The organism is Streptomyces sp. NPDC057702 (genome assembly GCF_042799315.1).
Classification (GTDB): Bacteria; Actinomycetota; Actinomycetes; order Streptomycetales; family Streptomycetaceae; genus Streptomyces.
Window position 1 is genome coordinate 1 of the sequence record NZ_JBHVJC010000053.1, and the last position, 23,332, is coordinate 23,332.

3 protein-coding genes are annotated in these 23,332 nt (G+C 73.6%); all 3 read left to right on the forward strand.

Annotation, left to right across the window (positions count from 1 at the left end):
* Positions 1 to 1,858: 1,858 nt before the first annotated feature.
* The 3 genes from ACFVFR_RS29545 (at position 1,859) to ACFVFR_RS29555 (ending at position 23,325) form a co-directional block, all read left to right on the forward strand.
* Entirely contained in the window at positions 1,859 to 3,085 is a 1,227-nt protein-coding gene (locus tag ACFVFR_RS29545) for a cytochrome P450 (RefSeq protein WP_383707252.1), read from the forward strand.
* A 157-nt stretch (positions 3,086 to 3,242) separates the two neighbouring features.
* Complete coding sequence (locus ACFVFR_RS29550; RefSeq protein ID WP_383707254.1) at positions 3,243 to 4,598, forward strand: serine hydrolase domain-containing protein; 1,356 nt, start codon at positions 3,243 to 3,245, stop codon at positions 4,596 to 4,598.
* Positions 4,599 to 4,743: 145 nt separating this feature from the next.
* Positions 4,744 to 23,325, forward strand: coding sequence for a non-ribosomal peptide synthase/polyketide synthase (locus ACFVFR_RS29555; RefSeq protein ID WP_383707256.1), 18,582 nt, complete (start codon positions 4,744 to 4,746; stop codon positions 23,323 to 23,325).
* The last annotated feature ends 7 nt before the right edge of the window (positions 23,326 to 23,332 follow it).

The window sequence follows — 23,332 nt, forward strand, 5'->3', positions numbered from 1 at the left end:
GACAACTCTTGAGCCGCTCTTGGTTTCAGTCGGGGGGCTCTGGGGTTGGCCCAGGGCTGTGAGGTCGTCGAGCAAGGCAAGTGCGGCTCGAGCAATCTGGGCAGCATCTGTCCTGCGGCCGCATCTCGTCAAGGCGCTCTTGGGCCCGTACAACAGCGGGCGCGCGTGGTGCACGCTTGACGTGCCACCCACACGATCGTAGGGGCTCTTGCCGGTCTGTCTGGGTCGCTGCTCCCGTCTACTCGGAGGGTGACCTCTCCGCTGAGGACAGGGTCCTGCTGGGCCAGTCGTGTCGGCACCACCTGTTGAGTTTTTCCAGCGCCAAGGCGTGCCGTCACCGGCTGGGCGAGAGCACGGTCGCACCGGAGGCTGGAGCGTAGCGTCTTCCAGCGCCTGGGAGCGGGCTGTACGTGTCTCTGCTCACTACGGTCCTGGGGACGGCGGTCCAATGCTGGGCTGCTGCCCTCCGATCGACAACGTTTTCCTCTTTGCATTCGCGTCGAGATGGAGCCGAAGAAGCGACGCTCCTCCTGGAAAGAAACACGGCGATACCGCAGCACACTGTTCGGCGCAAGACTGTGAATGTGGTCAACTAATCTCTGGTTGATCACATTACTTTCGGTCGGGATCATTCTTGATCGAATCACTTTTTCTCTTCAGAGCCGCTGGTCAGCGGGGTACTCGGCGGCTGCCGCGTATGCGACCGGGAGTCGTTGTGGCCAAATACTTACGAGTAACGACCAGTGGGAATTCACCTGCCCCACCCGCCCCAGGGGCCTCTGACACCTACCGTCGGGTAAGGAAAAGAGGCACAAAATCACCCTCCGCTTCACCGGACAGTGTTGCGATCTCGAGGCGAGACGTGAAGACTGTCGGTCGAGATTGGCTGGCGTGAAAACGCCGAAACGCTCACCATCGACACCACCAGACACACCTGTTTGCCCTTGAGCGTTTTCGATTGCCTTTTCCGGGCATTCTTTGCCAGTGCGTCGTTCGCTCGGTACCCGACAGTCCGGCGTTTGAGCACATGGCGTGATCAGTAAGGGAAGGGGCCGCAGACACGCTTCGCGGAGGGGGCTTCCGATGCGATGTGTGCGGTAGCGAGGCGAGCTGTGGTGGTGTCATCGCCACGCGCTCGCGATAAGAGGACAGGCCGAGGAGGGGCTTCGTCGGCCTGTGTGGTCCATGGTCAGGGGGTTGAGGGGAATGGTCCCAATGGCGTGTGCCAGGGGGCGGGAAGAGGCTCAGCGCAGGAAAGGGGGCGTGGCGTGGGGTACCGCACTCCCAGCAGCGATGTGAGCGGCGGGCGGGTTCGCACGCCGCGATGGCCGGCGAACAGACCTCGGCGGTGTCAGCTCCGCTGACCATCCGCCTGTGACACAGGCGCCAGGTCGGGGCGAAGACTTCGTCGGGGATCCGTAGCGCCGGCATGCGTGGGCGGATACCGGCGCCGACGCTTACCGGCATCTCGCTCCGCGCAGGTTCGGCAAACCTGTCCTGTTTCGTTCGTTCGCTTATTCGGTGCGACTTTTTGCCGGGCGATGGTTTCTGTTTGCCCGCATTTGCTTTTCCGTCGCGCCGCTCTTTCGCATGCCATGCGAAAGGAACGTGAGAATACGCCCTCGCTCTCGGGCACGTGCACATGTGACCGGAAACACGCCAGAGATGTTGGTCGATTCCCGTGTCCGCGTCTCAGAGATTCAGCAGAAGTCGAGTAGGTATGTGAACGACCTGTGATAAAAATCTGTGGTGGAGTGCGGCTTCATTCTTTTCGGGGTCCATTGCCACGGACGAGTACCGCGCACATCCACCCGGCGAGGATGAGGCCTCTCCGGGAGTCCACGCTGAAGGGGGACTGGTGACCAGCAGCACGCCGAGTGAGGCGCCGTTCGTCTACGAGGAACTGGTCAGCCGGTGGGAGGGGCTGCGGGAGGCCGCGCCGGTACGCCACGACGAGCAACAGAAGACGTGGCTGGTGACCGACCACGAGAACGTCACCCGAGTACTCGCCGACCCGGCCGCTTTCTCCTCCGACTTCTCCGGGCTGACTCCCACTCAGGAGGACTTCGAGGATTTCCGTCAGGGCAACTTCGTGGGCATGGACCCGCCCCGTCACCGCACCCTGCGTACCCTCGTCAGTCAGGCTTTCACACCCCGTGTGATAACCGACCTCGAACCGAGAATTCACGCGATTACCAAGGATCTGCTCGACGCCGTCGACGGCCAGGACCAGTTCGACGCCGTGGACGCCTTGGCCTACCCGTTGCCCATCATCGTCATCGCCGAGTTACTGGGCGTGCCTGCTAGCGATCGGGGGTTGTTCCAGCAGTGGGCGGCCACGCTGTTCGGCGGGGACGATCTCGGCGAGGCGTTGGAGATGTCCGACATCGAGCGAGCGCTGGAGGCCATCGCACCCACCGTGCGCGAGATGAACAGCTACTTCCTGGACCACATCCGCCACCACCGTAAGAACCCCGGCGACAACCTGACCGGCAAGCTGGTTCAGGCCGAGGCGGACGGAACGCGGCTGAGCGACCAGGAGATCGTCGGCTTCGTGGCTCTCTTGCTGGTCGCCGGGCACGTCACCACCACCGCTCTACTGGGCAACGCGTTGCTCTGTTTCGATCGACACCCCGATGCGGCCGTCTCGCTGCGAGCCGACCCCGGCCTGCTGTCCCCGACCATCGACGAGGTGCTGCGCTTCCTGCCGCCGTTCCCCGAGTTGGGCCGCCGCACGACGCGGGAGGTCGAGTTGAGCGGGGCGATCATCCCGGCCGACACCATCGTGACGGCCCATCTGGGTGCCGCCAATCGCGACCGGGCCCGGTTCGTCGACGCCGAGTCCTTCGACCCGGCTCGCGGCTCCAACCCTCATCTGACCTTCGGTCATGGCATTCACTTCTGCTTCGGTGCTCCGCTGGCCAGGATGGAGGCCAGGATCGCCCTGCGGATGCTGTTCGACCGGTTCCCCGACATCGCGATCGCCGACCGCGCTGGCGTCGTCACGCAGAACCCGGCTGTCATCGTCGGCGCCCGCCAGCTGCCGCTGCGTGTTCAGAGGTCCCCACGCCGTACCGCCGGATAGGCGGGTCCCATGGCCGTCGGCCGGGCCCGCCGGAGAAGGTGTCCGGTGGCCCGGCGTTAGACGGCCGACGGTAGCGCGCGTCGGCCCTCTGAGGCCGCTCCCTCGCCAGGCAGGCGCGCCGGCTCCCGTGAGTATCGAGTTCCAGGAGTTTCGTTCCATGTCCCACGTCTCAAGTGCCCCGAGCGCCGGTCGGCGACCGCTCCCGGTATCCGGCCTCCTGACGGAGTTACTGACCAACCTCGCGCACGCCTATCGGGTGCCCGGGGCCCAACTCGCTGTCCACGTCGACTCGGTGACGCACTCCGCGTACACCGGACACGTCAACGTCGCGACGGGTGAGCCGTTCACCGCCGAGACGGCGGTCCCGATCGGCAGTGTCACCAAGACCTACACGGCCACGGCTCTGATGATCCTGGTCGCCGAAGGGGACCTCGGTCTGGACGACCCGGTGGCCGACCATGTGCCGGAGTTGCGGCGCGCGCCACGGTTCACCGTACGCCAACTTCTAGGCCACACCGCGGGGTTGCCGACCGGGCCGGACTCGGACGAGGCGGCGGCGTTGAGCACGGCGCGCTATCTGTCCGCGCACTGCGCCGCCGGCGACGCAGTGGGTACGCCCGGCGCCGGCTTCTCGTACTCCAATGCCGGGTACGTCGCCGCGGGGCGGGCCGTCGAGGCGGTGACCGGGATGTCGTGGGAGCAGGCGGTGCGGGCGATGGTCGTCGAGCCGCTGGGGGCGATCCCCGCGTTCGTCGGTGACCGCTCACCGCGTCGGCCGGTCGCCGGCGGGCACTCCGTCCACCCGTCGACCGGCCGAGCGCTTCCCGTGCGGCAGACGCTGGCGCCGGTGGAGGCTCCGGCGGGTGCCGTGCTGGCGAGTGCGCTGGACCTGCTCGCCCTGGGCCGCGCGGTCGCCGGGCACGGGCCCGCCTCGGTGCTGGCGTCCGACGCGGCCGAGGAGATGCGCCGCCCCGTGGCGGGGGCCGACCCCGGGGTCCTGGCCGACGGCTGGGGCGCTGGCCTCGCGCTCTTCGGGGAGGGCACCGCGCTGTGGTGCGGCCACGACGGGAACGCCCAGGGCACCTCCTGTCACCTGCGGGTGGAGCCGGAGCTGGGCGCCGTGGTGGCCTTCACCAGCAACGGTGGGAACGGCACCGAGCTGTGGCACGCGCTGGCCGACGGCCTGGCCGACCTCACCGGGCTGCGGGTCCCCACCGCCGCCCGGGTACCCGAGCGGGGCGGTCCCGTCGTCCTCCCCCAGTGCGCCGGGACGTACCGTAACGGCGCCCTGGAATACCGGGTCACGGCGGATGCCGAGGGCGCGCTCGCGCTGTCCGTGGGGGGTGACACCCCGGCGCCGCTGGTCTGTTATCCGGACTTCTCCTGCGATCTGGTCGACCCGGCCTCGGGTCGGCGCCTGCCCGGCGGTCGCTTCCTGCGCGATGCCCGTAGCGGTGCCGTGGACCGGGTGCAGATCTCCGGTCGCACCGCGCGTCGTACCGACGACGTCTGACGTCCGCTCACCGCCGCGCTCGGGGCGTTCCCCGGTCACCACCTCGCTTCGAGCCGGCCCCGCGCCGGGCCCCGCCGTCCGCGACGGCCGCGGGTCGCCCGATGTCACGCCGCACCCTTCGTCCCCGCCGAAAAGGATCACCGCCATGACGCACCAGCATGAAATGTCAGCATCTGCCACTCCTCTGTCCTGGTCCGCGGCGGCGCGCCCGGCTCCGGCGCCGGGCACCTCGTTGGCGGAGCTGTTCGCCGCGTGGGTGCGGCGCGCGCCGGACGCGCCGGCGGTGACGGACGGGCGGCGGGAGTGGTCCTACGGCGAGATCGACGCGTGGTCCGAGGCCCTGGGCCGCGATCTCGTCGGGCGCGGGGTGGGTCCGGAGCGCGTCGCGGCCATCGTGCTGCCCCGTGGTGTCGAACTCGTGGTCGCGGAGCTGGCGGTGGCGAAGGCGGGTGGCGCGTTCCTGCCGGTCGATCCGGCCTATCCGGCCGAGCGGCGAGCGCTGATGTTGTCCGACGCGCGGCCGGTCGTGGTCATCGACGACGCGGCGCTGGTCCGGTCGGCCGACTCCGGGCGGTCGCGGGGTGGGGCGGGGCCGGCCGCGCCGCCGGACTCTCGCCATCCGGCGTACGTCATCTTCACTTCGGGGTCCACTGGGGCGCCGAAGGGTGTGGTGGTGCCGCACGCCGGGCTCGCCGGGTTCGCGGCGGCGGCTGCCGCGCGGTACGAGGTGGGGCCGGGCGACCGGGTGTTGCAGTTCTCCTCCCCCAGTTTCGACGCCTCCGTGCTGGAGCTGTGCGCCTCGCTTCTGGCGGGCGCGACCCTGGTGGTGCCGGCGGGCGGGCCGTGGCTGGGTGAGGAGCTGGCCGTCGTGCTGCGCGAGCACCGTGTGACGCACGCTCTGATACCGCCGGCCGCGCTCGCCACCCTGCCCGCCCCGGCCGGCGAGGAGGGCCTGCCTGACCTGCGGACTCTCATCGTGGGGGCCGAGGCGTGCCCGGCTGAGCTGGTGGACCGTTGGGCAACGGGCCGCCGGATGATCAACTCCTACGGTCCCACCGAGGCCACCATCGTGGCCTCCTGGACCGGCCCGCTGGTTCCCGGCGGGGGCGCGCCCTCGATCGGCCGGCCGCTGCCGTACGCCGAGGCGCGCGTGTTGGACGCGGCCATGCGGCCGGTGCCGCCGGGCACCGACGGCGAGTTGTACGTGGGTGGTGCCGGGGTGGCGCGCGGCTACCTGGGGCGGCCTGCTCTGACGGCCGCGCGTTTTGTCGCCGACCCTTTCGGGGTGCCGGGCGCGCGCCTGTATCGCACCGGTGACCTGGCTCGCTGGAATGCCGAGGGCGAGCTGGAGTTCGTCGGGCGGGTGGACCGGCAGGTCAAGGTGCGGGGGTTTCGTATCGAGCCGGGGGAGGTGGAGGCGGCGTTGGTCCGGCACTCGCGGGTCGGCGCCGCGGTGGTCACCGTGCGCGAGGACGAGCCGGGGTTGCGGCGCCTGGTCGGTTATGTCACGCCGGCCGACGCGGGTCGCCCGCCGTCGGCCACCGAGGTGCGCGCGGCGGCGGCCCGGAGTCTGCCCGCGCACATGGTGCCCTCGGCCGTCGTCGTCCTGGACGCCTTCCCGTTGACGGCGCATCACAAGATCGACACCGGGGCGCTGCCCGCGCCCGGCCCCTCCCAGGGCACCGGCGCGGACGCCGTCGTGCCCCGGACCGACGCCGAACGGATTCTGGCGGGCATCTGGTCCGAGGTGCTGTCGGTACGCGAGGCGGGTGTGACGGACGACTTCTTCGACCTCGGTGGTGACTCGGTGCTCGCCGCCCGTGTCCTGTCCCGGGTGCGGGAGGCCTTCGGCACCGTGGTGACCATGCGGGAGTTGTTCGGGGCGCGGACGATCGCCGCGCTGGCGCCCCTGGTGGAGGGGCCGGCCGAGGAGCGGGCTCGCGCTCCGATCACGCCCGCGCGCCGTGACCGTGAGCTGCCGATGTCCGGGGCCCAGCGGCGGCTGTGGTTCCTGGACGACCTGACGGCCGGCGGCACGGAGTACAACACCGGTGTCGCGGTGCGGCTGGGCGGCGCGCTGGACACCGGGGCGCTGGGTCGGGCGCTGGATGGGCTCGCGGCCCGGCACGACGCGCTGCGCACCACCTTCGCCCAGGTGGAGGGGCGGGGTGTGCAGCGGGTGGACGGGCCCGCCGCGCTGCCGTTGCGCGTCACCGACCTCGGCGGGCTCGCGGTCGGACGGCGGGAGGCGGAGGTCGAGCGGCTGCTGACCGAGGAGCTGCGCCGGCCGTACGACCTGTTGAACGGGCCGCTCACCAGCGCGCTGCTGCTGCGGCTGGACGCGGAGTCGCATGTGCTGCTGCTCGCGCAGCACCACATCGTCACCGACGGCTGGTCGGTGGGGATGTTGGTGCGGGAGCTGGCGGCGTTGTACGCGGCCGAGGCGACCGGCGGCGAGGTCGGGTTGTCCGCGCCGGCGTTGCAGTATCCGGACTTCGCGGTGTGGGAGCGGGAGCACGCCGATGCCGGTGAGCACGCCGAGGCGCTCGCGTACTGGAGGGCCCAGCTGGCCGGCTCGCAGCCGCTTGACCTGCCCACGGACCGGCCGCGTCCCGCGGTGCGCACCACGGCTGGCGCGGCGCATCGCCACGTTTTGCCCACGGAGCTGGCGGAGCGGCTGACCGGGCTGGCCCGTGCGCGGGGGGCGACCGTGTTCACGGTTCTCGCCGCCGCGGTCTCGGTGCTGTTCTCCCGCTGGACCGGGCAGCGCGACGTGGCGATCGGCACCGTCACCAGTGGGCGTACCCGGCGTGAGCTGGAGGAGGTGGCGGGCTTCTTCGTCAACACGCTGGTGCTGCGCACGGACGTGGACGGTTCGGTCTCCGTCAACCAGTACCTGGAGACGGTGCGCGCGACGCTGCTGGACGCCTTCGGGCACGACGCGGTGCCGTTCGACCGGGTGGTGGAGGAGCTGGCGCCGCGACGCGACGCCAGTCGCACTCCGCTGGTGCAGGCTCTGGTGGTGCAGCAGACGCCTCTGGACCACCCGCCACGGGCCGCGGGGGTGGGGATCGAGGAGTATCCGCTGCCGCGTCCGGCGGCGCGGTTCGACCTGGTGCTGGAGTTCACGCCGCGTCCGGACGGCTCTCTTGGGTTGACGGTGGAGTACAACACCGACCTGTTCGACGCGCGGACGGTGGAGCGGCTCGGCCGGCAGCTGCATCTGCTGTTGGACGGTATGGCCGAGGACCCGCGGCGCGGGCTGGCCGAGTTGCCGCTGCTGAGCGAGCGTGAGCGGCGCGTGATGCTCGACGACTGGAACACCCCGCACCCCGGTGGCCCGGACGCGACGCTGCCCGCGCTGCTGGAGGCCCAGGTCCGGCGGACTCCGGAGCGGGTCGCCGTCGTGTGCGGGGCGACTCGGCTGACCTACGCGCAGGTCGACGAGCGTGCCAACCGTCTCGCCCGGCTGCTGGTCGGCCGGGGGGTGGGGCCGGAGACGCTGGTGGGTGTGGCTCTGCCGCGCTCGGCCGAGTTGCTGCCCGTGCTGTGGGCGGTGTTGAAGGCGGGTGCGGGCTATCTGCCGGTGGATCCGGGCTATCCGGATGAGCGCATCCGGTTCATGCTCGCCGACGCTCGGCCGGCCCTGGTGGTGACGGTGCGGGAGAGCGTGGATCGCCTGCCGGAGGGCACGGTGTGCCTGGTGCTCGACGAGCCGGCGGTCGAGGCGGAGTGGGCCGGGCACTCGGCGTCGGCCCTCTCGGATGCCGAGCGGCTTCGCCCGCTGGATTCCCTGCACCCCGCGTACGCCATCTACACCTCCGGTTCGACCGGTCGTCCCAAGGGTGTGCTGGTGGCTCACCGTGGCGTGGTGGATCTGGCGGCCTGGGCCGGGGACCGGTTCGGGGTGGGGGGGTTGACCGACGTGGTGGCCTCCACCTCGCTCAACTTCGACGTGTCCGTCTTCGAGCTGCTGGTGCCGTTGTTGTGCGGCGGGAGCGTGGTGGTGGTGGCCGACCTGACGGCGCTCGCCGAGGGCGTGGTGCCCGAGCGCGCCGGGCTGCTCAGCGGTGTGCCGTCGGCGCTCGCGCTGGCGCTGGGCCGGGGTGCGGGGGCGGTGGCGGCCGGGACGGTGGTGCTGGCGGGTGAGGCGCTGCCGGCCCGGACGCTGCGGCAGATCCGGCAGGCGCTGCCGGCGGCCCGGATCGCCAACATCTACGGTCCGACGGAGGCGACGGTGTACGCCACGGCGTGGTTCGCCGGTGACGAGTCGCCTCGGCAGGCGCCGCCGATCGGCCGGCCGGTCGCCCGGGCGCGGGTGTACGTCCTGGATGGTGGTCTGCGTCCGCAGCCGGTGGGTGTGGCGGGTGAGTTGTACATCGGTGGGAGTGGTGTGGCGCGCGGCTACCTGAACCGTCCTGGGCTGACCGCGGCCCGGTTCGTTCCCGACCCGTTCGCCGCTCCGGGTGCGCGCATGTACCGCACCGGGGACCTGGTGCGGTGGACGGCCGAGGGTGAGCTGGAGTACCTGGGCAGAACCGACCGGCAGGTGAAGGTGCGGGGGTTCCGTGTCGAGCTGGGTGAGGTCGAGGAGGCGTTGCGGGGGTGCGCGGGCGTGGCCCGGGCGGCCGCGGCGACCCGGGAGGGTGAGGGGCACAAGCGGCTGATCGGCTATGTGGTGCCCGAGCCGGGTGTGGAGCTGGTGCCGGGGGCGGTGTTGCGTGAGGTGGGTCGTGTCATGCCGCACTACATGGTGCCGCAGGCCGTGGTCGTCCTGTCGGAGCTGCCGCTGAGTCCCAACGGCAAGCTGGATCGCGACCGGTTGCCCGCGCCGGACTGGACGTCGGTGGCCGGGGCGGACTACGAGGCTCCGCGCACCGCCACCGAGAAGGCGCTGGCCGCCGTGTGGGCGAACGTCCTGCGCGTGGAGCGGGTGGGGCTCAACGACAACTTCTTCCTGTTGGGCGGCGACTCGATCCTGAGCATCCACGTGGTGGCCCAGGCCCGGCAGGCGGGGTTGGCCGTCACCTCGCGCGATATCTACCAGTACCAGACGGTCGGGGCCCTGGCGCGCTGCGCGGAGGCGGCGGAGCCGCCCGCCGTGCGCACGGTGCCGGCGGTCGAGGCGGTCGGTCAGGCGCCGTTGACGCCCATCCAGCGCTGGCTGTTCGAGGCGGGCGAGGCGTGGGCGGGCCGGTTCGCGCAGACGCTCTCCGTGGAGTTGGGCGATCCGGTGGACGCCGACGCGCTGCGGGCCGCCCTGGGGGATGTGGTCGCCCATCACGACGCGCTGCGCTCCCGGTTCCTGCGCGATGACGACGGCGTCTGGCAGCAGCACATCGGCCGCGACGCGCCCCCGGTGGTGCTGGGGCGGCACGCCGGGCCCGACGACGACGCCCCTCACCTGGGCCCGTTCGACCTGGCCCGGGGGCCGCTGCTGCGGGCCGTGCTGCATGACCGGGGCGGGCGGGGGCCGGCCGTGCTGCACCTGAGCGTGCACCACCTGGTGGTGGACGGGGTCTCCTGGAGTGTGCTGCTTGAGGACCTGGACCGGGCCTACCGGGCGCGGCGCGTCGGGGTCGAACCGGTACTGCCGGCGAGGTCCGCCTCGGTGAGGCACTGGGCGCTGCGGCTGACCGGCCATGCCAGGGCCGGGGGTTTCGACGGCGAGCGGGCGTACTGGGCGGCGCCGGCCGGTGGTGGCGACGTCGCGCTGCCCACCGACCTGGCCGGTGCCGACACCTATGCGTCGGCTCGTTCGGTGACCGTGCGGCTGAGCGCGCGGGAGTCCGCGACGCTGCTGCACACGCTGCCCGCCGCGTACCGTACGCAGGTCAACGACGTGCTGTTGAGCGCGTTGGGGCGGGTGCTGGGCGAGTGGACCGGGCGTGATCGGGTGCCGGTCGACCTGGAGGGGCACGGCCGGGAGGAGTTGTTCGCCGACGCGGATCTCAGTCGTACCGTCGGTTGGTTCACCACCCGGTACCCGGTGGCGCTGAGCGTGTCTTCGGACGCGGACTGGGGCACCGTCGTGAAGTCGGTGAAGGAGCAGTTGCGGGCGGTGCCCGGGCGGGGGCTGGGTCACGGCGTGCACCGGTACCTGACCGGGGCGCCGGAGGTGCCCACCGGTCCCACCGCCGGTATCAGCTTCAACTACCTGGGCCACCTGGCGCTGCCCGGGGGTGCGGACGGTCTGTTCCGTGGCCTGTACCGGGAGCTGGCGCTGGACGCCGATCCGGCGGCGCCGCGCCCGCACGCCCTGGAGGTCGTCGGGCGGCTGGACGGGGACGCGTTGGAGTTCACCTGGTTCTACTCGGCGGGGGTGCATCGCGAGGAGACCGTGGCGCGGCTGGCGGGCGCCTATGTCGAGGCGCTGCGGGGCATCGCCCGGCACGGTGGGCGGCCCGGCGCCGGGGGGCGTACCCCGTCCGACTTTCCGCTGGCGGCGCTGGACCAGCGGGCGGTGGACCGGATCGTGGGTGACGGTTCGGGGGTGGAGGACATTCACCCGCTCACGCCCACCCAGGCCGGGATGCTCTTCCACCGGCTCTCGCGGGAGGCGGGGAGCGCCTACTTCCAGCAGTTGACGTTCGTGCTGGAGGGGGTGTCGGATCCGGGGGTGCTGGCCGCCGCGTGGCAGCGGGTGGTGGACCGTACGCCGGTGCTGCGTTCGCGGGTGGTGTGGGAGGACGTGCCGGAGCCGGTGTTGGTGGTCGAGCGTCGGGTCGCGGTGCCGGTGGCCCGACTCGACTGGAGCGGCCTGTCGGAGGGCGAACGCGCGCTGCGGTTAGGGGAGTTACTCGACGAGGACCGTCGGCGCGGGATCGATCCACGGACGGCGCCGCTGCTGCGGCTGACGCTGGTGCGGTTGTCGGGGTCCGAGGTGCGGGTGGTGTGGTCCTTCCACCATCTGATCCTCGACGGCTGGAGCCTGTTCCAGGTGCTCTCCGACGTCTTCGCCTGCCACGCGGCGCTGCGTGACGGTGTCGATCCGGCCGGCGCGGTGCCCGAGCGCGGGCCGTTCCGGGACTACGTCGCCTGGTTGCGGGAGCGCGACGTGGCGCGGGCCGAGGGGCACTGGCGGGAGCGCCTGGCGGAGCTGACCGAGCCGACGGTGCTGCCGTACGACCGTGAGCCCCGCGAGGCGCACCGGGCGGAGTCCGGGGCGGAGGTGCGGGTGACGCTGTCCGAGGGGGCCTCGCGCCGGCTGGAGCGGCTGGCCAGGGAGGCGGGGGTGACCGCGGGCACCGTGGTGCAGGCCGCCTGGGCGTTGCTGCTGGCCCGGCTCACGGGCCGGGACGAGGTCGTGTTCGGCACCACGGTCTCCGGGCGCCCGCCGGAGCTGCCCGGCGTGGAGGCGATGAACGGCCTGTTCATCAACACGCTGCCGACCCGGTTGGCCGTCCCTCGCGCGGGCACGTTGACCGACTGGCTGCGCCGGGTGCAGGAGACGCAGAGTGAGGATCGGCGGTTCGACTTCCTGCCGCTGCCTCGGTTGGGCTCGCTGTCCGGGTTGCCGGAGCGGGCCGCGCTGTTCGACAGCATCGTCGTGTTCGAGAACTACCCGGTGGACGACGCCCTGGCCGCCGCGCACGGGCTGCGGCTGAGCGGCCTGGAGGGCGTCGAGACCACCAACTACCCGTTGAGTCTGGTGGCCTATCCCGGTGCCCGGCTGGCGCTGCGTCTGGGCTACGACGCCGAGTTGTTCGACGCGGCCACCATCGAGCGGTTCGGCGAGTACCTGACCGTGCTTCTGGAGGGCATGCCCGGGGGCGCGGATCGCCCGCCCGCGCGGCTGTCGCCGCTGGGCGCGGGGCGTCGCCGGCAGGTCCTCGAGGAGTGGAACGCGACCTTCGTCGACGTGCCCGAGGCCACGGTCACGGGCCTGTTCGCGGCGCGGGCCCGGAGTGCGCCGGAGGCCGTCGCGCTGGACACCGACGGCGCGGTGGTCACCTACCGCGAACTCGCTGATCGCGCCGACGCGCTGGCGCGCCACCTGGTCGCGCTCGGGCTGCGCCCGGAGCAGCCGGTGGGGATGTTGATGGAGCGCTCGGCCGACGCGGTGGTCGCGCAGTTGGCGATCGCCTGGGCGGGTGGCGCGTACGTCCCGTTGGATGGCCGGGCGCCGCGTGAGCGGCTGCGGCGGATGCTGGCGGACGCCGCCGTGACGCTGGTGCTCACCGACGCCGCCTGGCGTGCGAGTGCCGAGGCGGTGGCTGCGGGCGGGCGGGTGCTGTTGGTGGACGGCGAGGCGCCGCCTGATGTGCCGGGCGCGGTCACGCTGCCGGTCGCGCACCCGGACAACGTGCTGTGCCTGATGTTCACCTCGGGCTCCACGGGCCGGCCCAAGGGGGTCGCGGTGCGTCACCGGGACGTGGTGGCGCTCGCCTTTGACCGGGCGTTCGAGGGTCACGACCGGGTGCTGGTGCACTCGCCGCAGGCGTTCGACGCGGCCACCTACGAGCTGTGGGTGCCGCTGCTGCGCGGTGGCCGCGCGGTGCTGGCGCCGCCCGGTGAGGTGGAGGCGGCGACGGTGCGCCGGGCGATATCCGAGCGGGGTGTGAGCTGCCTGTGGCTGACGGCCGGTCTCTTCCGGCTGCTGGCGCAGGAGGAGCCGGACTGCCTGCGGGGGGCGCGCCAGGTGTGGACGGGGGGTGATGTGGTGCCCGCCGGCGCGGTGCGGGCGGTGCTCGACGCGTGCCCCGGCATCACCGTGGTCGACGGCTACGGCCCGACCGAGACCACCACGTTCGCCACCCGGCGGGCCTTTGGTGGCGGGGAGGCGCTGCCCGCCTCGCTGCCCATCGGCCGGCCGCTGGACAACACGCGCGTGTACGTCCTGGACCAGGTGCTGGAGCCGCTGCCGCCCGGCGTCCCGGGTGAGCTGTACATCGCCGGCGCGGGGCTGGCTCGTGGTTACGCCGGCCGTGCGGGGGCGACGGCGCTGCGGTATGTGGCGGACCCGTTCGGGCCGCCCGGTGGCCGCATGTACCGCACCGGCGATCTGGTGCGCTGGAGTGGTGAGGGCGAGCTGCTGTTCGCGGGCCGGGCCGATGACCAGGTCAAGGTCCGGGGGTTTCGGGTCGAGCCCGCCGAGATCGAGGCCGTGCTGGTTCGGCACCCGGCGGTCGCCGAGGCGGTGGTGGTGGCGCGCTCCGAGTCGGGGCCGGCGCGGCTGGTGGGCTATCTGGTGGCGGCGCCGGGCGCCGGGCTGCCGGATGTCGCCGGGCTGCGTGCGTATCTGGCCGCTGAGGTGCCGGACTACATGGTGCCCTCGGTGTTCGTGACGTTGGACGCGCTGCCGCTGACCGGCAACGGCAAGGTGGACCGGCGGCGGCTGCCCGCGCCCGAGCCGGTGGCCGGCGCCGAGGGGGCGTACCGGGCGCCGGGCACCGAAGCGGAACGGGTGCTGGCGGAGATCTGGTGTGGGCTGCTGGGTGTGGAACGGGTGGGTGTGGAGGACAACTTCTTCCACCTGGGCGGGGATTCGATTCTCAGCATCCAGGTCGTCTCGCGGGCTCGGCGGGCGGGTCTGTCGCTGACCCCTCGGGAGGTCTTCCGGCATCCCACGATCGCCGCGCTCGCCGCGGCCTCGGCGCAGGTAGCGCCGATCGTGGGGGCCGAGCCGGTGAGCGGCGAGGTGCCGCTCACCCCGATCCAGCACTGGTTCCTGGACGCCGAGCCCTCTCGCCCGGGCCACTTCGACCAGCGGGTCACCATCGAGCTGGCTCAGGACGTCGACGCGCGGGCGCTGCGTCGGGCGCTGGGTGTGCTGTGGGACCACCACGACGCTCTGCGTTCCCGGTTCGAGCGGCTGGGGGACGGCGGGTGGCGCCAGCACTGCCCGGCCCCCGGTGCGGCCGGGGTCGACCTGCTGCGGGAGCACGACGTGAGCGGGCTGTCCGAGGCGCGGTACGCGGCGGCGGTGGCGGCGGCCACGGGCGGCGCGCGCGCCGTCTTCCCGCTGGAGAGGGGGCCGTTGCTCACGGCTGACCTGTTCACCGGCTCCGGTGGCGAGCCGGCGCGGCTGGTGCTGGCCGTGCACCACCTGGTCGTGGACGGCGTCTCGTGGCGGGTGCTCCTGGAGGATCTGGAGAGCGCCTACGAGCGGGAGCGCACCGGCGGCGGCGAGCCGCTCGCTCGCACCACCTCCGTGCGGGAGTGGGCGCGGCTGCTGCGGGCCCGCGCCACGGCCGGTGGGTTCGACGCCGAGCGCGCTCACTGGGCCGAGGTGGCCCGGCACTGCGCGGCCCCGCTGCCCGTCGACGGGGCGGGCGGCAACACCGTCGCCGACCTGGGCCAGGTGAGCGTACGTCTGGATCGGGAGCTGACCGGCGCCCTGCTGCGCAAGGTGCCCGGCGTGTATCGCACGCGGATCGACGACGTGTTGCTGGCCGCGCTCGGCCGGGTGCTGGCCACGTGGACGGGGCGGCGTACCGTCGCGGTGGCGCTGGAGGGGCACGGTCGTGCGGACCACCTCTTCGAGGGCGTGGACCTCTCGCGTACGGTCGGCTGGTTCACCAGCCTGTACCCCGTCGCTCTGGAGGTGCCTGACGGGGACTGGGGCGCGGCGCTCAAGGCGGTCAAGGAGGGGTTGCGGGCGGTACCGGGCCAGGGGCTCGGCTACGGCGCGCTGCGCCACCTGGCGGAGGTGTCGGGGCCGGCAGCCGCTCCCCCGCCGCGCATCAGCTTCAACTACCTGGGGCAGTTCGACTGGCCGGGTGGCGAGGGTCTGGTGCGGGGGGTGCGGGGCGGTCTCGACGGCTCGGAGGCGCCGGAGTCGCGGCGTCCGCACCTGCTGGATGTCGTCGGTCGGGTGGAGGACGGCAGGCTGGAGCTGACCTGGTACCACAGCAGGGCGGTGCACCGGGAGGCGACGGTCAGGGCGTTGGCCGAGGGCATGGTGGGGGCGCTGGCGGAGATCGTCGAGCACTGCGCCCGGCCGGAGGCCGGCGGTCGCACTCCGTCCGACTTCCCGTTGGCTCGGCTGGACCAGCGGGCCGTCGACCGGATCGTGGGGGACGGGCGCGCGGTGCGCGACGTCCTGCCGCTGACGCCGATGCAGGCGGGCATGCTCTTCCACACCCTGCTGGACGCCGGCTCGGCCACCTACTTCAACCAGGTGCACATGGTGCTGCGCGGGGTCACCGACCCCGACGCGCTGGCCACGGCCTGGCAGCGGACGGCCGATGCCAACGCGATGCTGCGCACCCGCCTGGTGTGGGAGGAGAGCGCCGAACCGGTCCAGGTGGTGCAGGAGCGGGCGGTCGTGCCCGTCACCCACCACGACTGGTCGGGGCGGGACGGCGAGGACGACGGGCGGGCGCTGGAGGAACTGCTGGCCGCCGACCGGGAGAAGGGCCTGGACCTGGCCGTCGCCCCGCTGATGCGGCTGACCCTGGTCCGGCTGTCGGCCGACCGGGTGCGGCTGGTGTGGACCTTCCATCACGTCCTGCTGGACGGCTGGAGCGCGGCCCAGGTCTTCGACGAGGTCTGCGAGCGGTACGCGGCGCTGACCTCGGGCCGCGCGCCGCGGGTGTCGTCCCGGGCGCCGTTCGGCGACTACCTGGGCTGGCTGGCCGGGCGGGACACCTCCGCAGCGGAGCGGCACTGGCGGGCGGTGCTGGCCGGTTTCACCGCGCCGACCGAGCTGCCGCGTGACCGGCGGCCGGTGGAGGCCCACCGCGCCTCCTCGTCGGGCTCGGTGCGCGTGCGTCTGAGCGCGGCGGACTCGGCGGAGTTGCGGGCGATGGCCCGGCGGTACGGCCTGACGGTGAACACCGTGCTGCAGGGCGCCTGGGCGCTGCTGTTGGCGCGCTTCGGTGACAGCGCCGACGTGGTGTTCGGCACCACCGTCTCCGGACGCCCGGCGGACCTGCCGGGCGTGGAGGCCATGGTGGGTCTGTTCATCAACACGCTGCCCACCCGGGTCCGCGTCGAGGGGGACCGGGCGCTGCCGGAGTGGCTGCGGGAGGTGCAGGAGGCCCAGTCGGAGGCGCGACGGCACGACTTCGTGTCGCTGGCGCAGATCCAGTCCTGGAGCGACGTGCCGCGCGGCACGCACCTGTTCGAGAGCCTGGTGGTGTTCGAGAACTACCCCTTCGACGGTGGTGCCCTGGCCCGGCACGGGCTGAGCCTGGAGGAGGAGCGGGACCTGGAGCCCACCAACTACCCGCTCAGCATGATCGTCGCCCCCGGTGAGCGGCTGACGATGGCTCTGGACTACGACCCGGCGGCCTTCGACGCCGCGACCGTGGAGCGGCTGGGCGGCTGCCTGCGGGTGCTGTTGACGGCGATGGCGACCGGGCCGGAGCGCCGGCTGCGGGAGCTGCCGCTGCTGGAGGCGCCCGAAGCGCTGCGTATCACGGGCGAGTTGGGGGGCGCGGTGGTCCCGGTGCCCGGGCGCGTGCTGCCCGAGGTGTTCGAGGAGCAGGCCGCACGCACGCCCGACGCCCTGGCCGTGACGGCCGCGGACGGGCGGCTGAGCTACCGGGAGCTGAACGAGCGCGCCAACCGGCTGGCCCGGGAGCTGATCGCGGCGGGCGCGGGGCCCGAGCGCTTCGTGGCCCTGGCCCTGCCGCGCACGCGCGACCTGGTCGTGGCGTTGCTCGCGGTGGCCAAGAGCGGCGCCGGCTATCTGCCGGTCGATCCCTCCTACCCGGCGGAGCGCGTCGCCTTCCTCTTCGAGGACGTGCGTCCGGCGCTCGTGCTGACCACGCCCTCCGCGGGCGCGCGGCTGCCCGAGGGGGGTGCCCGGCGGATCGAGTTCGGGCCGGCTCTGGACGGGCGGCTGGCCGCGCTGCCCGCCGGGGACGTCACCGACGCGGAGCGGGAGGGGCCGCTGTCGCCCGCCCATCCCGCGTACGTCATCCACACCTCGGGCTCGACGGGTGTGCCCAAGGGTGTGATCGCCACCCACGGCTCGGTGGTGGCGCTGGCCGACTGGGCGCGCGCCACCTTCGGTCCCGCCGGCCTGTCCCACGTCGTGGCCGCTACGTCGCTGAACTTCGACGTGTCCGTCTTCGAGATCTTCGGCCCGCTGCTGTGCGGCGGGGGTATCGAGCTGGTGGACGACCTGCTGGCGCTGGCCGAGGGCGGCGCGCGCTGGCGGGTGAGTCTGCTGAGCGCCGTGCCCTCGGCGCTGGGCCAGTTGCTGGCCCAGGGCGCGGTGCGGGTCTCGGCCGAGACGGTGGTGCTGGCCGGCGAGGGGCTGGCGGCGCGTACCGTGCGGGAGGTCCGTGCCGCTATTCCGGGCTGCCGGGTCGCCAACATCTACGGCCCGACCGAGGCGACCGTCTACGCGACCGCCTACGACTGTGACCCGGCCGACCCGGACCGTACCCCGCCGATCGGCAGGCCGGTGGCCGGTGCCCGGGCGTATGTGCTGGACTCCTGGCTGCGGCCGGTGCCCGTGGGGGCGCCGGGCGAGCTGTACCTGTCGGGGACCGGGGTGGCCCGTGGCTACCTGCGGCGGCCCGGGCTGACCGCCCGCCGCTTCCTGCCCGACCCGTTCGGGCCGGCGGGCGGGCGGATGTACCGCACCGGCGACCTGGTGCGCTGGGGCGGCGACGGCCAGTTGGAGTACCTGGGGCGCTCGGACGACCAGGTCAAGGTGCGGGGCTTCCGTGTCGAACTGGGCGAGGTGGAAGCCGCGCTGGCCCGGCATCCGGAGGTGGCCGAGGCCGCCGCGCGGGTGGTGGACAGTGGTGGCCACAAGCGCCTGGTGGGGTACGCGGTGGGCCGCGAGGGGGCGTCCGCCGACCCCGCCGCGCTGCGCGCCTTCCTCGCGCGGGCGCTGCCCGACCACCTGGTGCCCGCCGCGATCGTGCCGTTGGAGCGGCTGCCGCTGGGCGCGACGGGCAAGCTCGACCGGCGTGCCCTGCCGGTGCCCGACTGGTCGGCGACCGCGTCGGCCGAGGGGCATGTGGCGCCGCGCACCGCCGCCGAGGTGGAGTTGGCCCGTATCTGGGCCGAGGTGCTGGGCGTGGAGCGGGTGGGCGCGCACGACAACTACTTCGCGCTGGGCGGGGACTCCATCCTGAGCATCCAGGTCGTCTCGGCGGCCCGGCGGGCGGGCATCGCGCTGACCCCGCGCCATCTGTTCTCGCACCAGACGGTGGCCTCGCTCGCGGCGGCGGCCGAGGCGGTGTCGTCCGCTGACGCGGGTGCCGAACAGGGGCCCGTGGTGGGCGAGGTGGCGCTGACGCCCATTCAGCACTGGCTGTTCGACGGCGCGCCGGGCGATCCGGCCCGCTTCGCCCAGTCGCTCGCCTTCCGGCTGGCCGAGGACACCGACGTGGAGGCGCTGCGCGCCGCGCTGGCCACCGTGCTGGAGCACCACGACGCGCTGCGCATGCGGTACGAGGACACCGGCTCGGATCTGCCCCGCCAGTACGGCACCGCGCCCGGCGCGGCTGCCGATCTGCGGGTGCGCGACGTGCCGGGCGGGGCCCCGGAGGAGATCGCGGCGGGGGTGCGTGCGCTCGCCGACCAGGTGTGCGCGGACTTCGACCTGGCGCGGGGGCCGCTGCTGCGGGCCGTGCTGTGCCGGCCGGGTGACCAGTCGCCGCCGATCCTGCTGCTGGCCGCCCACCACCTGGTGGTGGACGCGGTGTCGTGGCGGATCATCGCGGAGGACCTGGACAGTGCCTACCGCGGGCTGCGTGCCGGGCGGGAGGCCGATCTGGGCCCGAAGACGACGTCCTTCCGCTCCTGGGCGCGCACGCTGGCCGACCACGCCGCCGCCGGGGGCTTCGATGACGAACTCCCCTACTGGGCCACGGCCGGCGCCCCCGCCGAGCTGCCCACCGACCGTGTCGGCCGCAACTCCGCGGACTCCGAGGAGCGGGTGACCGTGCGGTGGGAGACGGAGGAGACCCGCCGGCTGCTGCAGGACGTGCCGGAGGTCTATGGCACCCGGGTGGCGGACGTGCTGCTGTGCGCCCTGGGCCGGGTGCTGGCCCGCTGGACCGGGCGGGCGCGGGTGCCGATCGCCCTGGAGGGCCACGGCCGGGAGGAGCTGTTCGAGGGGGTCGACCTCTCGCGCACCGTCGGCTGGTTCACCACCCTGTTCCCCGTCGCCCTGGACCTGCCGCCGGAGGCGGACCTGGGAGCGGCGCTGAAGTCCGCCAAGGAGGGCCTGCGGGCGGTGCCCCGCAACGGTCTGGGCCATGGCGCGCTGCGCCATCTGCGGCGGGCTGCGGGCCCCTTCCCGGAGGAGCCGCGGATCTCGTTCAACTACCTCGGTCGGCGGGACTGGAGCGCCCGCGCGGACGGTGGCCTGCTGCACGCGCCGTACGGCGCGCTGGGCGGCGACATGGACCGGGGTGCCGACCGGCCGTACCTGATCGACGTCGTGGGGGCGGTGACGGACAAGCAGTTGGAGTTCACCTGGTCGTACTCGGCGAACGTGCACGAGCGCGCGACCGTGCGGCGGCTGGCCGAGGAGACGGCGGCCGAACTGCGCGCGATCGTGCGGCACTGCGCGCGGCCGGACGCCGGGGGGCGTACGCCCTCGGACTTCCCGCTGGCCCGGCTCGACCAGGCGACGGTGGACCGGCTGGTGGGCACCGGGCGGGACGTGGTGGACCTGTACCCGCTCACCCCCACCCAGGCCGGCCTGGTCTTCCACGGACTCGACCAGCCCGGCGAGGGGCTGTACGTGGAGCAGGCCACCTTCGTACTGGACGGCGTCACGGACAGCGCCGTGCTGGCGGCGGCCTGGCAGCGGGTCGTGGACCGCACGCCGGTGCTGCGCAGCGCGGTGGTGTTGCGCGGGGTGCCGGTGCCGCTGCAGGCGGTGCACCGGCGCGCGGATCTACCGGTCACCGAGCTGGACTGGAGCGGGCTGGCCCAGGACGAGCGCGACGCGGCGCTGGAGGGGCTGTTGGAGCGGGACCGGGAGCGTGGGCTGGCGCTGGATCGACCGCCGTTGTTGCGGCTGGCGCTCGCCCGGCTCTCCCCCACCGAGGTGCGCGTGGTGTGGACCTTCCACCACGTGTTGCTGGACGGGTGGAGCGTCTTCCAGGTGCTCTCGGACGTGTTCGCCTGCCACGCGGCCCTGGCGCGCGGCGCCGATCCCCGGCCGCCGGAGCGGCGCCCGTTCGTCGACTACGTCGCCTGGCTCGCCGCCCGCGACGACGGCCGGGCCGAGGAGCACTGGCGTCGTGCCCTGGCGGGTCTGGCCGCGCCGACCCCGCTGCCCTACGACCGCCGCCCGGAGCCGGGGGCGGCGACCCGGTCGGGCACCTGGCTGTCGCGGCGGCTGGGTGAGCGGGAGAGCGCCGCGCTGCGGGACTTCGCGCGGCGCCACCACCTGACGTTGAACACCGTCGTGCAGGGGGTGTGGGCCCTGCTGCTGTCGCGCTGGAGTGGTGAGCGTGACGTGTGCTTCGGTACGACCGTCTCCGGGCGGCCCTCCGACCTGCCCGGCGCGGAGGAGATCACCGGGCTGTTCATCAACACACTGCCGGTGCGGTGCTCGGTGGACGGCGGCGCCTCCCCGGCCGACTGGCTGGGCGCGTTGCAGGCCGCGCAGGCCGACGCCCGGGGCCACGACCACCTGCCGCTGGCCGACCTGCGCGCCTGGAGCGAGGTGCCCGCGGGGGTGCCGCTGTTCGAGAGCCTGGTGGTGTTCGAGAACTATCCGATCAACGACGGCGCGGCCACCGCGCACGGGCTGCGGGTACGGGACCTGAACGCGCTGGAGGCCACCAACTACCCGCTGACGGCGGTGGTCTCGCCCGGTGACCGGCTCAGTGTCGAACTCGGCTACGACCCGCGGTACTTCGAGGCGGCCACGGCCAGGTCGCTGGCCGACCAGGTCACGTACGCCCTGGGCGCTCTGGCAGCCGCCGGCGAGGACGTCACCGTCGACGCCGTCGACACCCTGCCGCCGCGCGAGGCCGCGCGGCTGACCGGGCCCGTCGCGGCGCCGGCGGACGGCCGCCCGGTGCCCACGGCCGGCCTGGCGGCGCTGGTGGAGGCCGCCGTCGACCGGTGGCCGCAGGCCACCGCGCTGAGCGCGCCGGACCTGCGGCTGTCCTTCGCGGAGCTGGAGGCGCGGGCCAACCGGCTCGCGCACCGGCTCATCGCGCGCGGCGCGGGCCCCGGCGACCTGGTGGCGCTGGTGCTGCCGCGTGGGGCGGACATGGTCACCGCCCAGCTCGCGACCGCCAAGGCGGGCGCCGCGTTCCTGCCCGTCGACCCGGGCTACCCGGCCGAGCGGATCGCGCTGATGCTGGGTGACGCGGCCCCGGTGGTCACGCTGGCCCACGGCGACGTGGGCGAGCTGCTGGCCGAGGACGGTCACGGGGCGCCCGGACACCGGCCCACCGACGCCGACCGGCGTGGCCCGTCGGACCCGGACGATGCGGCGTACGTGCTCTACACCTCGGGTTCCACCGGGACCCCCAAGGGTGTGGTCGTCACCCACCGCGGGCTGGCGGAGTTCGCCGCGGCGGAGGCCCACCACTACCGGGTGCGGCCGGGCGACCGGGTGCTGGCGTTCGCCCGGCCCAGCTTCGACGCGTCGGTGCTGGAGCTGTGCATGGCGCTGCCCTCGGGGGCGGCGCTGGTACTGCCCCCGCCGGGCCCGCTGCTCGGTGGGGAGCTGGCCGAGGTGCTGCGCGCCGAGCGCGTCACCCACACCCTGTTGCCCCCCGCCGCGCTGGCGACCGTGCCGCCGGAGGTCGCGGGCACGCTGGGTGACCTGCGCACGCTCGTCGTCGGCGCCGACGCGTGCGGCGCGGACCTGGTCGCGCGTTGGGCGCCCCACCACCGGATGATCAACTCCTACGGGCCGACCGAGGCCACGGTCGTGGCGACCTGGTCCGAGCCGCTGACGCCCACCGGGGCCGCGCCGTCCATCGGCCGGCCACGGCCGGGCAGCGGCGGGTACGTGCTCGACGCGCGGCTGCGCCCGGTGGCCGACAACGTGCCCGGCGAGCTGTGGGTGCACGGGCCGTCGCTGGCCCGTGGCTACCTGGGCCGGCCGGGCCTGACCGCCTCCCGGTTCACCGCCGACCTCTACGGGCCGCCCGGCTCGCGGATGTACCGCACCGGCGACCTGGTGCGCCGGGACGCCTCGGGCGAGCTGTACTTCCTGGGCCGGGCCGACCACCAGATCGCGCTGCGCGGCTACCGGATCGAGGCGGGTGAGGTGGAGGCCGCGCTGGCGGCCCACCCGGCGGTGCGGCAGGCCGTGGTGAGCGTGCGGCGGGATACGCCCGGCGAGCCGGTGCTGGTGGCGCATTTGCTCGCCGCGCCGGAGGCCGAGGTGCCGCCCGACGCGGAGCTGCGCGCGTTCGCCGCCCGCACGCTGCCCGGGCACATGGTGCCGGTGGCCTTCGCCGTTCTGGAGCGCTTCCCGCTGACCGAGAACGGCAAGGTCGACCGGGCCGCCCTGCCCGCGCCCGAGGCACGCTCGGCGCCGGCCGCCGCACGCGTGGCACCGCGCACGCCGACCGAGGAGGTCGTCGCGGAGGTGTGGGCCCAGGTGCTGGACGCCTCCGTGGGCGCCACGGACGACTTCTTCGCCCTGGGCGGCGACTCGATGCGGGCGCTGGCCGTCGCCGCGCGCGCGGGCGAGGCGTTCGGCCTGGCCCTCACCCCCCGGGACGTGTTCACCACCCGCACGGTCGCCGCCCTGGCCGAGCTGGTGGAGGAGCGGGTGCTGCGGGAACTGGAAGACGCCGCGAGCGGCGACATCGACCACGACGAACGATGAGGGCCGA